Source organism: Halobacterium sp. R2-5 (assembly GCF_011734195.1).
Taxonomy (GTDB): domain Archaea; phylum Halobacteriota; class Halobacteria; order Halobacteriales; family Halobacteriaceae; genus Halobacterium.
This window is the reverse complement of the sequence record NZ_JAANTH010000002.1, coordinates 991,262-1,002,704: the sequence shown is the minus strand read 5'-3', so window position 1 is coordinate 1,002,704 and position 11,443 is coordinate 991,262. Positions and strand designations below refer to the sequence as shown.

The following is an 11,443-nucleotide window of genomic DNA, read 5'->3' as shown; positions in this document are numbered from 1 at the left end:
GGAGCGAGTTCGGAGAGAGAACGCCGGTCGACAGCGCCCCCGAAGGCGTCGACTCGTCGCCCCAGTAACAGGCACTGGCCGGGAGTGTCAGTTCCGTCACGTGATTTATTGGCGTCGTCGTCGTAGTGTCGTTATGGCTCCGCCTCCGAACGTCGTCGTCGTACACTGCCACGACCTCGGCCAGCACCTGGGCTGTTACGGCGCCGACGTCGAGACGCCGAACGTCGACCGGCTGGCCGAAGAGGGCGCGCGGTTCGAGAACCACTACACGACCGCGCCGCAGTGCTCGCCGAGCCGCGGCAGCCTCTTCACCGGGCTCTACCCGCACAACCACGGGCTGCTCGGGCTCGCGCACACCGACTGGGAGCTCACCACCAGGCAGATACTCCCGTACCGGCTCTCCGAGTACGGCTACGAGACCCACCTGTTCGGCCTCCAGCACATCACGGAGACGCCGGACGAACTCGGCTACGACGAAGTACACACGGCGGGGTCGCTGTCGGCGGACGTCTCACCCGCGATCCACTCCATCAACCGCGCGCGGGACGTCGCGGACATCGTCACGTCGTACCTCGATACCGGCATCGAGTCGCCGTTCTTCGCGTCAATCGGCTTCTTCGAAGCTCACCGCATCGAGACCGGCGAAGACGACGAGGAGGGCGACGTCCTCTACGGGTTCGGCGACGGCTACGACGGCGACGACCCGGACAGCGTCGACGTCCCCAGCTACCTGCCCGACGAGCCGGGCGTCCGCGAGGACCTGGCGGCGATGCACGGGATGGTGTCCGCCGTCGACGACGCCGTCGGGACGATTCTCGACGCGCTCGAAACCACCGGCTTCGCCGACGACACGGTGGTCGTGTTCACGACCGAGCACGGCATCGCGTTCCCGCGAGCGAAAGGCACCTGCTACGACCCCGGCATCGAGGGCTGCCTGATACTGCGGTACCCGCCGGAGATCGACGCCGGAGCCGCCCCCGAGCAGCTCGTGAGCAACGTCGACGTCCTGCCGACGCTGCTCGACCTCGTCGCTGGCGACGTGCCGGCGAATCTCGACGGACACAGCCTCCTCCCCATCTTCGACGACCGCGTCTACTACCCCCGCGAGGAGCTGTTCGCGGAGATGACGTGGCACGACTCCTACAACCCGGTGCGTGCGGTCCGCACGGAACGGTACAAGTACATCCGGAAGTTCTGGCACGTCCCTCGGGTGTTCCTCCCGAACGACGTCTACGCGAGCCGCGCCGGCCGTGAGGTCCGCGGACGGTACGGACGCCCGTCACGCGTCTACGAGGAGCTCTACGACCTCGAAGCCGACCCGGACGAACAGGAGAACGTCGCCCGCGACGTGGCGTACGCGCAGGTCCGCGAGCGGCTCCGCTCGAAGCTCGGCCGGTGGATGCACGAGACCGACGACCCGCTGCTCGACGGCCCGGTGAAACCGAAGGACTACCACCGGATGTTCGACGGGCTCGCGTAGCCAGCCGCTACGGGTTGGGTTCGGCCAAACGGCCGACGCGTCGCGTCTCCGCGAGCGGACGGCGTCAGGGCCGGGGTCGCGGCTGCCTCGGCTTCGGGCGGTCCAGGTCGGGGCCGCGCGACCAGAGGAAGGCCGCGAACGCCAGCGGCGACAGCAGCGCCGCACCGACCGCGCCCAGCACGCCGAGCTGCGTCGTCGACACCTCGTGGACGCTCCCGAAGACGTCGCCGACGACGACGGCCCCGCGCATCGCGTCGGCGTCCGCGGAGCTCGCGTACCTGCTGACGCCCGTGCCGTCGAAGACGAGCCCCCACGTGCCGCTCGCCTGCTCCGGGCTCTCGTAACTGCCGTCGGCCGCTGCGACGGCGTGGTCGGTGTCGCCGTCCCACTCCCAGACGACGCGGGTGCCGGGGTCGACGTGGACCGCCGGCGGCGAAAACGCGCCGGAGCCGCCGCCGGCGACGGTAACGCGGACCTCCTCGCGGCCGCGCACGTCGACCGTCCCGTCGAAGCCCTCGACGCCGTCGAACCAGTCGCCGTAGTCGGGCTCTCGGGCGACGTACTCGGGGTCGGCCGTCTCCACGCCGACGTCCACGTCGCCGACGACAATCGCGCCCTTCATCCCCATCGCCTCGTGGGGGACGCAGACGTACCGAGACACGCCCTCCGCCTCGAACGTCCACTCGAAGGTCTCACCTTCGGCGTCGACGAGGTCGCTCTCGTAGGCGTCGTCGGTCGCCGCGACGTTGTGCATGCCGCCGTCGCCGGTCCACTCCCAGCGGACCGTCGTCCCGGGGTCGACGCGGACGGCGGCCGGACCGAACGCGAACCCGCCGCCGTTTCCGGACGCGCCGACCGCGACGGGGACCGTGCTCGCGCCGCGCTCGTCGACGACGCCGTCGTAGTTCGAGACGTTCTCGAACCACGCTTCGAGGTCGGTCTCGGACTGCGCTCGCGCGGGGCGTGCGGTCGTCAGTGCCGCGCCGCCGACGGCGAGCGCCGTCGTGGCCTGCACGAATCGCCGCCGTCCGATCGGTCGCCCGGGAGTCTTCGCGGTCATAGTCACACATTCGTGATGGGGTAGTATAGCCTGCGAAGTTGTTTCTTAGAAGCCAAGAAGGGTATTCTGTCTATATGTCGTACGTGCTCTTATGGGAACGTAGAGGAGCCACTCATGACATACACGACGACGCGGCGACGCGTACTGCAGGCGGCCGGCGTGGGCGGAACGATGGCACTGGCCGGCTGCACGGTCGGCACGCTGACGGCGGACGACGTCCAGACCGAGCCGCTGCCGCTCCAGCAGGACGACCCCGACCTCGACGACGCCAGAGCCGTCGACGTCGACCGCGTCGCCGCGGACCCGCGCGACATCCCGGGACCGATCGCGCGGTCCGAGCCCGCGACCGTCGAGGTCGAACTGGAGACCCGCGAGGTCGTCGCGGAGGTCGAGCCCGGCGTCACGTTCACGTACATGACCTTCGACGGGCAGATTCCCGGCCCGCTCGTCCGCACGCGCGTCGGCGACACCGTCGACCTGACGATCCGGAACCACGAGGACAGCTCGATGACGCACAACGTCGACTTCCACGCGTGCCGCGGGCCCGGCGGCGGCGCCGAGGACACGAACGTCGCCCCCGGCGAGGAGAAACACCTCCAGTTCAAGGTGACGTACCCGGGCGCGTTCATCTACCACTGCGCGGTCGCGAACGTCGACTACCACATCTCCGGCGGGATGTTCGGTCTCATCCTCGTCGAGCCCGAGGAGGGGCTCCCGGAAGTCGACCACGAGTTCTACCTCGGCCAGCACGAGCTCTACACGAACGGCGCGACCGGCCAGGAGGGCCACCACGAGTTCGACTTCGGGTGGATGGCCCGCGAGGACCCGACGTACGTGCTGATGAACGGCGAGAAGTACGCCATCACGCCGGAGAACTACGCCGAGATGAACGTCCGCACGGGCGAGACCGCGCGGGTGTTCTACGGCGTCGGCGGCCCGAACCTGCTGTCGAGCTTCCACCCCATCGGGAGCGTCTGGGACGAGGTCTGGGCGCAGGGCGCGCTCGCGAGCGAACCCGGCCGGTACGTGCAGACGACGCCGGTGCTCCCGGGTAGCGCGTGCGTCGCGACGATGTCGTTCCCCGTGCCCGGGGACTTCAAGCTCGTCGACCACGCGCTCTCGCGGGTCGCACGCAAGGGAGCGCTGGCGGTCGTCACCGCCGAGGGTCCGGAGAACCCGGAGGTCTTCGACCCGAGCGGGTGACCGCTCTCCGGCCGCGTTTCCTCCGACGCGGCGTACTGTCGGTCATGAATCGTCGCCTCCCCGCGGTGTCCTCCCGTGTCACTGGGAGTCCCGCAACCGGGATGTGGACGTAGTGGTCGTGGCCCGTGCCTCGACAGCGCTCCTACTCGCGGAATCCGAGCAGTCGCAGTCCGTTCAGCGAGACGAGCACCGTCGAACCTTCGTGTCCGACCACGGCGAGGGGTAACGGGATGCCTCGAAGGAGAATCGTGCCGACCATGAGCGCGATTGCGCCGAAGGCGATCGCGAGGTTGACCGTGAGCGTCCGGCGTGTCTTGCGGCCGAGACCGAGGACGTAGGGGATCTTGCTGATGTCGTCGCCCATCAGGACGACGTCGGCCGTTTCGAGCGCGACGTCGGTCCCGGCGCCGCCCATTGCGATGCCGAGTGTCGCGGTCGCCAGTGCCGGCGCGTCGTTGACGCCGTCGCCGACCATCGCGACGTTCTCGTAGCGAGACACCAGCTCCTCGACGCTGTCGACTTTCTCCTCCGGCAGGAGTGCGGCCTGCACCTCGTCGATGCCGACCTCGTCAGCGACACGGTTGGCGACGCGCTCGTTGTCCCCGGTCAGCATGACGACGTGGTCGACGCCCAACGCTCGGAGCCGCTCGACCATGTCCGCGGCTCCGGGGCGGACGGTGTCCGTGAACGCGAGCCAGCCGAGGACTCGGACCCGGTCGTCAGTCTCCCGGACGACGACCACGCTCGTCTTCCCCTCGTTCTCCAAGTCCGCCATCGTGTCCAGCCCGACATCTAGCCCGTCGACCGACGCGTCCCCGAGGACCGTCTCGAGGTAACTGCGGTTCCCGATGTGAACGACGTCGTCCCGGACGGCCGCCCGTACGCCCTTGCCGGCGGCCGCCTGGAACCCAGTTGCTTCGGGAACGTCGACTCCTCGTTCGGCGGCCGCGTCCACAGTCGCCTCGGCCAAGTGGTGTTCCGACCGCGACTGGACGGCCGCAGTCAGCGAGAGCAGCTGCGCTTCGTCGAGCGAGTCGCTCCCCGGACTGTCCCGGACAAGTACGTCAGTCAGTTGCGTGTTGCCTTCGGTGAGCGTCCCCGTCTTGTCGAAGGCGACGGCGTCGATGGTCGCCGCCGCTTCGACGTGTTCGCCGCCCTTGAAGAGAACGCCCTGCCGCCCACCCGACGCGATTGCCGAGAGGACAGCCGCCGGCGTGGAGATGATGACGGCACACGGCGAGGCCGCGACCATGAGCGTCATCGCCCGGTAGAACGTGCTCGTGAACTCGGCGCCGAGAGCGAGCGGAACTGCGATGGCCGCGGTGGTGAGCGCGAACACACCGAGCACGTACGGTTGCTCGAGCCGGTCGATGAGTCGCTGTGTCGGTGCTTTCTCGCTCTGCGCCTCCTCGACCATGTGGATGAGCCGGGTGATCGCCGACTCGTGGGCCTGCCGCGTCACTCGGATTTCGAGACTGCCGCTCTCGTTGATCGTCCCGCCGAAGACCTCGTCACCGGGCTGTTTCGGGACGGGCATCGACTCGCCCGTGAGAGCGGCCTCGTCCACCGTGCTCTCGCCGGATTCGACGGTGCCGTCGAGCGGGATGCGGTCGCCGGGCCGAACGACGAACACGTCGTCGACTGCGACGTCGTCGATGGGGACGGTGACGGCCTCCCCGTCGCGGAGCACCCGTGCAGTGTCGGGTCGCATCTCCACGAGCGACTTGATCGCCCGCCGCGACCGCCCGATGGCGTAGTGCTGGAGGACGTTCGACAGCGAGAACAGGAACAACAGCATCGCGCCCTCGAACGGTGCGCCGATCGAGAACGCGCCGAGCGCGGCGACGATCATCAATAGGTCGATGTCGACCGCCCGGTGCCGGAGCGTCTCGACAGCGCCCTTGAGTCCGTACCAGCCGCCGAAAGCGTACGCGACGACGTAGCTGAGCTGTGAGACGACGCTCGGGACGTCGAGCCACCCTGCGACCAGCCCGCCGATCATTCCAGCGAACGTCAGCGCGACGAACACCGATTCGCGGCGGAGGTCTGACTGCGTTCGGCTGCCACCGGCATCCGTGTCGTCTCGCAGTGAGACACCGTGGTTTTCGACCGCTCGGGCGAGTTCAGCTTCGGACGTGACGTCGCCGTCGAACGTGATCCGGACCTGGCCGGAGCGGAACGAGGCGTCGACGTCGCTGACCCCGGCTGTCCGCTGTAGCGCCCGCTCGAGAGCGCGGGCGCCGGATTCGCTCCGGCCGCCGCGCGACTCGATGGCGAGCGTGCAGGTCGACGGCGGGGTTTCGTCCGAGATCATCTTCGACACGGTCGAACGCGGTACGTCTACTGGCGGGCGTCGCGGAGATAAATCCCGGGTGAATCGACTCAACCCAGCGACCGGTTGGAGCTGGGAGTGCACCGCCGTAGAGCGCGACCCGTTCGAGGCCCACGTCGCAGTCGAGACGAGGGAGAGTCGCTGCACGTGACCGTCGACGACGGCCTGCAGGCGTCCACGGCCCCGACAATATGTCATCCTTCACACAAACTTTTTCAGCGCGGTGGGCGGACTCAGAGTGTGACCACTCACACCGCCGGGCGGAACGTGCACGAACCGAAGCCCACGGACCACCGATGACGGAATCGACCCGAGACGCTGGTGCCCGCGCGTGGATCGACCGCCACCGGGTGGCCGCGTTCGTCGCCATCGCCTATTCGTTCACGTGGGTCATCCAGGGCGGTCTCGCATACTCCGGGATGGAAGCGTCGTGGACGCACTCCATCCTCATCGGATTCGGCGGGTTCGGCCCGCCAGCCGGTGCGGCAGTCGTCGTCTGGGCGAGCGGCGGTAGCCTCCGAACGTGGGTCTCACAGATGTTCAAGTGGCGGATCGGCGCGAAGTGGTGGGCCGTCGCGATTCTGCTGCCGTTCGCCGTGCTCGCCCTCGTCGTCGTCCTGTTCGTGCTCGCCGGCGGGCCGGTCGACTTCTCCTCGATGGAGTCGCCGTTCATCTACCTGTTCGCGATAGCGTGGGGGACCGTCTGGGGCGGCGGACAGGAAGACCTCGGCTGGCGCGGATTCATGCTCCCCGTGCTCCAGGAACGGTACAGCGCGCTCGCCGCCAGCCTCCTCGTCGGGGTCACGTGGGCCGGCTGGCACCTCCCGCTGTTCCTCAACGCCACGACGACCCACGGCGGATGGCCGCTCTCCCAGCAGCTCCTCTGGATGGTCTCGATTCTCGCCGGGTCGGTCCTCTGGACGTGGATGTACAACAGCACCGGCGGGAGCGTCCTCGCCGTCGCCGTCTTCCACGCCGGCATCAACGCGATGGGTATCTACCACCCCGCTGACCCGGACGCGCTCGTCCCGAACGGCGTCCCCGACCCGTGGCTGAACCTCCTCGCCGAACTCACCGGTGCCGTACCGCTCGTGCTGATCGCGCTCCTCCTCGTCGTCGTCTACGGACCGCAGCGGCTGGCGAACCGCGAGCCGCCGGGCCGCGAATCCGCCGGCCTCCCGCCGGAGGGATAATCGCGGCGAACGCCGTGGTAGCGAGCGCGAACGACCCCGCCGTGGACAGCCCTGGAATCGGGACGGAGACGACCAGTGCGGTCACCACGACAGCCACAACGAGGAAACCGTCGAACGAGTCGCTGCCACGTCAGCTCACCACCGCCCGTGCCGATGTCGCCTCAGTGTCGTGGAACCGCACGAACATACGTTCGTGATAGCCGAGGGTGGATAGAGATTCGGGACGAGGGGGCGGCCTGGGTCGTCGTGGCACTACGTTCGCCAGTTGACCAGCACAGACAGGATCGCTGCGAGCACACCGACGACGACGGTCACCTCGACTGAGAGGTCGGAGCGGAGGCCGGCGAGGTTCACGTAACTGACCGCCAGAGTGACGGCGACGGCGAGTCCGAACGCTGCCGCCGCGTCCACCGCGTATCGGGACTTCGTGGTGAGGGCGCCGTATCTGCTGGCGACGACCGCGAAGATCGCGCCTCCGGCGAGCAGGCCGACCGGGAGGCCGACGAGTGCCGAGAACTCGACGGGCAACAGTTCGATAACGGCGACGGCGACGATGAGGAAGGCCGTGATGCCAGCGCCGAGCGCTGCTGCCGCGGGTCTCGCGTTCATGGCGTCGCTATTCCGGCGAGCGTCTTATAAATCATCCTACAGTCTCCGGGGGTCGCAGCACGCGGCTGTGCGTTCGGTCGCGTGAAGGCGATAGTAGCAGGTGCGACCCGGGTCGAAACGTGCCGGCGTTCGAGGTGTCGGGCGGGAAGCCGGTCGATCGGACCTCGTCGCCGAGGAGCCTATTTGGGTTTCCGTCACGTGTCGTTCTCTATGGAGCACGTCGAGTACGTATACACCAGCGGCATGACCGAGCCGGAAGTCGACGACCACCTGCGGGCGGGCGAACACGGTGTGCTGGGGTTAGCGAGCGACAACGATGCGTACGCGGTTCCGCTGAGCTATCACTACGACGGCGAGCGGTTCCTGCTCCGAGTGAGCGAGCACGACGATGAGAGCGAGAAGGGGCGGTTCCTCGAATCGACGGAGACTGCCACGTTCGTGTGTTACGAGGCGTCGACGAACGAGTCGTGGAGCATTCACGTTCGTGGGCGAGTCCGGGAGTGGGAGGGGGACGTCGACGAGGCCACGCTCAACGACTGGTTTCCGCCGTTTCGCGTGTTCGACGAAGCCATCGAGAGCGTCGATTTCTCCGTATACGATCTCGCGATGGAGGCCGTTATCGGTCGAAAAACCATCGAGTAGGCGGCCGTGGTACGCGAACGCGAGGTTCCGCAACTCGGAAGGGCCGCACGTCGGTGCGCCCGGGAGAGCGCATCGAATCGAGACGGGAGCGCCCACCCCGAACCCCCCTCCGGCTATATCGGGGTCGACGACGTACTGAGCACTGATGCCAGAAGAAGTGCTCTTCAAAACGGAGAAATCGGCCACGAGAACGGGGATCGCCGAGGCGTTACGCGACGCCGCGGATCAAATCGAATCGGGGCCTGTCGAGTTAGTGAGTGACACCGGAGAGCAAACCGTTACTGTCCCGGAGGAACCCCAGTTCGAGGTCGAACTCGAGCGGCTCACGGATTCGGAGACCGGTGAGCAACGCTACGAACTCGAGTACGAGGTCCGATGGACGGAGTGAGGTCGGCCGGTCGCGGAGCGTCTAGGGGACGTTGTCGTTGACCACTAAGACCGGCACACGGGCCGAGTGTAAGACCGCTTCCGCCGTGCTGCCGAGCAACCGGGTCTTGAATGCCGAACGCCCTTTCGACCCCACGACCACGAGCCCGACGTCGTTCTCGTCGACGTGCGCGAGGACCTCCTCGTGGGGGACGCCTTCTCGAATCGCGGTCGTCACGGCGAGGGCCGGACCGGCCTGGTCTTCGATAGCGGCCAGAGCCGCTTCGCCTTCCTCTTGGAAGTTTTGACGGACGACTTCGGGATCGACGATCGCGTTGTCGTAGCCCGTTCTCGTCTCGATGACGTACACGGCGTGGAGGTCCGCTCCGGCTTGCCCGGCTAACTCGACCGCGTGGGCCGACGCTCGCTGTGCAGTGGCGCTTCCGTCGGTCGCAACGAGGATGTGGTCGTACATAGCGGTCACTACAGGGGCCAGAGCAAAGACTCCGGAGGGTACACGATCGGTTCCACGGCCGGATTGCCAACGTCACGAAGGCCGCTTGACGACCAACACCGGGACATCGACTGTCCGAAGAACGGTCGAAGCGACGCTTCCGATGAGCTGGCGTTCGAGGTTGGACCGGCCGTGGGAACTCATCACGACGACGTCGATCTCGTCGTTCTTCACGTAGTCCTGAACGCCCGCAGCGGCGCCCTTGTACGACGTGGTCCGTTCGACGGCGGTCTGTACCTCGACGTCCGTGGCAGTTCTGCTGATCTCGTCGGCGACCCTGCCGACAGCGTCTCGCCCCCTCGTCTCCAGCCGTTCGATGAACGCTTTGTCTAGGCCGCCCGCGTTAAACGCGCCTCCCGCAGCCTGTAGGTCTATGACGTTGAGGACGTGAATCGTCGAGTCGAAGTGACGTGCGATCGCCACGCCGTGCGGGGTAGCCGCCTCGGCGCTCTCACTTCCATCCGTCGGGACGAGTACCCGGGAGTAGCCCGCGCGCTTCTCGGACTCGTGGTTCTCACGGGGGACGACGAACACGGGGACGTCACTCCGGTGGAGGACGTGTTCGGTGACGCCACCCAGGAGTCGCTTCCCGAGTCCGGTCAAGCCCTGTCGCCCAACGACGATCAGGTCGGCGTTCTGTTCGTCCGCAAACTCACTAATTTCGACCCCGGGCTTGCCGTCAGTCAGATGCGTGGTCACGGGGCGGTCGAACTCCGCTGCGAGGTCCGCGATTTCGCTCAGGAGCTCCTCGCCCCGCTCTCCGAGTCGTGTTTTCTCACTGGCGGTTTCTGTCAGCCGCAGCGCTTTCCGTTCGACCACGTGAAGCACGTGGACAGTCGCGTCGAAGACTCGGGCGAGTTCGAGACCACGCCTCGCTGCGTGCCTGGCCTCGTCACTTCCATCGACGGGGACCACGATCCGGTCGTACATGCTCTCGAGATTCGACGCCCACTCTCTTCACGTTTTCCGGGACGCTCCGGTCGGCGCGACGTTCTGGTGGCTGTAGGGTGGGCTGTTCCGGTTTCGGCTTCGAGGCGTGATTCGAACGTTCGATACAGTTGCCACACGCTCAGTTGGAGGGGGATGCGTACCACCCCTTGATGTGGGTCGCGGCCGAATTGTAGGCCAGCTGCGATGTTCGACAACATCCTCGTTCCGACCGACGGCAGCGACTGTGCCGAAACGGCCGTCGGCTACGCCGAAGACCTGGGGGCGCGCTACGGCGCCACTGTACACGCGTTGTGCGTGGTCGATCCACGGACGATAGAGCACGGCCCGCACTACGACGACGTGAAGAGAGAACACACGGAAGTCGCGGAGAACACGTCTGCGGAACTCTCTTCTGGTGGTCTATCGGCGAAGCCGGTCGTCCTCACCGACGTCCCTCACAAGGCGATTCTACAGTACGTAACCGAACAGGACATCGACCTCGTCGTGATGGGAACGCACGGCCGGACCGGTGTCGAACGGTACCTCCTCGGGAGCGTCACCGAGAAAGTCGTCCGGCTCTCGGACGTGCCAGTGTTGACGGTGAGCGCGGCAAATGACGCAGTCACGTACCCCTACACGGACATCCTAGTCCCGACGGACGGGAGCGAGGGGGCTGCGGCTGCTATCGGGCCCGCCGTCGACGTCGCCAGTAAATACGGTTCCCGTATACACGCGCTCTCCGTCGTCGAGACGGCGTCGCTGGGCGTCGACGTGCGTTCCGAGACGGTCCTCGAATCACTCGAAGAAGCAGCCCGGGACGCCGTGGAAACCGTCGAAGAGCAGGCTGCCAGAGCATCCATCGCCGGAGTCGAAACCGCGGTCGAACACGGGAATCCATACCGGGCGATCCACTCGTACGTAGACGAACACGGTATCGATCTCGTCACGATGGGGACGCACGGCCGCAGTGGCATCGAGAGATACCTCCTCGGGAGTGTTACGGAGAAAACGGTGCGTACGTCACCAGTACCCGTGATGACGGTTCGCCAATCAGAGTGAGTTTAGCAATCCAGCGGTCCGACACGCAGAGTCATGAAAGAATCGCCGAATACAG

Annotated in this window: 11 protein-coding genes; 6 read left to right on the top strand and 5 right to left on the bottom strand. The window is 66.9% G+C overall.

The genetic code is table 11. From position 1 onward, the window contains the following. Positions 1 to 133: 133 nt before the first annotated feature. Entirely contained in the window at positions 134 to 1,480 is a 1,347-nt protein-coding gene (locus tag G9C83_RS14050) for a sulfatase (protein ID WP_167246957.1), read from the top strand. Between the two features lie 64 nt (positions 1,481 to 1,544). On the opposite strand, the gene G9C83_RS14045 is transcribed toward G9C83_RS14050, so the two are convergent. Beyond that, a complete protein-coding gene (locus tag G9C83_RS14045) occupies positions 1,545 to 2,495 on the bottom strand; it encodes a halocyanin domain-containing protein (protein WP_208288744.1) in 951 nt (316 codons plus the stop codon). 159 nt (positions 2,496 to 2,654) lie between these two features. On the opposite strand from G9C83_RS14045, the gene nirK reads away from it, so the two are divergent. Further along, positions 2,655 to 3,743 (top strand): copper-containing nitrite reductase, encoded by a 1,089-nt coding sequence (nirK, locus tag G9C83_RS14040; RefSeq protein WP_167246953.1) that lies wholly within the window; start codon positions 2,655 to 2,657, stop codon positions 3,741 to 3,743. Positions 3,744 to 3,885: 142 nt separating this feature from the next. On the opposite strand, the gene G9C83_RS14035 is transcribed toward nirK, so the two are convergent. Further along, positions 3,886 to 6,057: a heavy metal translocating P-type ATPase gene (locus G9C83_RS14035; protein WP_167246951.1), complete on the bottom strand. Its 2,172-nt coding sequence runs from the start codon at positions 6,055 to 6,057 to the stop codon at positions 3,886 to 3,888. A 314-nt stretch (positions 6,058 to 6,371) separates the two neighbouring features. Between G9C83_RS14035 and G9C83_RS14030 the strand changes: the two genes are divergently transcribed. Next, complete coding sequence (locus tag G9C83_RS14030; protein WP_167246949.1) at positions 6,372 to 7,268, top strand: type II CAAX endopeptidase family protein; 897 nt, start codon at positions 6,372 to 6,374, stop codon at positions 7,266 to 7,268. Between the two features lie 252 nt (positions 7,269 to 7,520). On the opposite strand, the gene G9C83_RS14025 is transcribed toward G9C83_RS14030, so the two are convergent. After that, positions 7,521 to 7,877: a hypothetical protein gene (locus G9C83_RS14025; RefSeq protein ID WP_167245713.1), complete on the bottom strand. Its 357-nt coding sequence runs from the start codon at positions 7,875 to 7,877 to the stop codon at positions 7,521 to 7,523. Between the two features lie 210 nt (positions 7,878 to 8,087). Here G9C83_RS14025 and G9C83_RS14020 point away from each other — a divergent pair, with 210 nt between their 5' ends. Beyond that, entirely contained in the window at positions 8,088 to 8,519 is a 432-nt protein-coding gene (locus tag G9C83_RS14020; RefSeq protein ID WP_167246947.1) for a pyridoxamine 5'-phosphate oxidase family protein, read from the top strand. Positions 8,520 to 8,664: 145 nt separating this feature from the next. Continuing rightward, the gene (locus G9C83_RS14015; protein WP_167246945.1) at positions 8,665 to 8,907 is read left to right on the top strand and encodes an amphi-Trp domain-containing protein; all 243 of its coding nucleotides are present in this window, start codon (positions 8,665 to 8,667) and stop codon (positions 8,905 to 8,907) included. Between the two features lie 21 nt (positions 8,908 to 8,928). On the opposite strand, the gene G9C83_RS14010 is transcribed toward G9C83_RS14015, so the two are convergent. Then, positions 8,929 to 9,360, bottom strand: coding sequence for a universal stress protein (locus tag G9C83_RS14010; protein ID WP_167246943.1), 432 nt, complete (start codon positions 9,358 to 9,360; stop codon positions 8,929 to 8,931). A 72-nt stretch (positions 9,361 to 9,432) separates the two neighbouring features. Continuing rightward, positions 9,433 to 10,329 (bottom strand): universal stress protein, encoded by an 897-nt coding sequence (locus tag G9C83_RS14005; RefSeq protein WP_167246941.1) that lies wholly within the window; start codon positions 10,327 to 10,329, stop codon positions 9,433 to 9,435. A gap of 204 nt (positions 10,330 to 10,533) precedes the next feature. Between G9C83_RS14005 and G9C83_RS14000 the strand changes: the two genes are divergently transcribed. After that, on the top strand, positions 10,534 to 11,388 hold the full coding sequence (locus tag G9C83_RS14000; protein ID WP_167246939.1) for a universal stress protein: 855 nt from the start codon (positions 10,534 to 10,536) through the stop codon (positions 11,386 to 11,388). The last annotated feature ends 55 nt before the right edge of the window (positions 11,389 to 11,443 follow it).

What these genes read in the sequence shown, in the direction of transcription:
- G9C83_RS14005 (WP_167246941.1), bottom strand. Translation starts at nt 10,329, where the DNA reads ATGTACGACCGGATCGTGGTCCCCGTCGATGGAAGTGACGAGGCCAGG.
- G9C83_RS14015 (WP_167246945.1), top strand. Translation starts at nt 8,665, where the DNA reads ATGCCAGAAGAAGTGCTCTTCAAAACGGAGAAATCGGCCACGAGAACG.
- G9C83_RS14020 (WP_167246947.1), top strand. Translation starts at nt 8,088, where the DNA reads ATGGAGCACGTCGAGTACGTATACACCAGCGGCATGACCGAGCCGGAA.
- G9C83_RS14025 (WP_167245713.1), bottom strand. Translation starts at nt 7,877, where the DNA reads ATGAACGCGAGACCCGCGGCAGCAGCGCTCGGCGCTGGCATCACGGCC.
- G9C83_RS14010 (WP_167246943.1), bottom strand. Translation starts at nt 9,360, where the DNA reads ATGTACGACCACATCCTCGTTGCGACCGACGGAAGCGCCACTGCACAG.
- G9C83_RS14000 (WP_167246939.1), top strand. Translation starts at nt 10,534, where the DNA reads ATGTTCGACAACATCCTCGTTCCGACCGACGGCAGCGACTGTGCCGAA.
- G9C83_RS14030 (WP_167246949.1), top strand. Translation starts at nt 6,372, where the DNA reads ATGACGGAATCGACCCGAGACGCTGGTGCCCGCGCGTGGATCGACCGC.
- G9C83_RS14050 (WP_167246957.1), top strand. Translation starts at nt 134, where the DNA reads ATGGCTCCGCCTCCGAACGTCGTCGTCGTACACTGCCACGACCTCGGC.
- G9C83_RS14035 (WP_167246951.1), bottom strand. Translation starts at nt 6,057, where the DNA reads ATGATCTCGGACGAAACCCCGCCGTCGACCTGCACGCTCGCCATCGAG.
- nirK (WP_167246953.1), top strand. Translation starts at nt 2,655, where the DNA reads ATGACATACACGACGACGCGGCGACGCGTACTGCAGGCGGCCGGCGTG.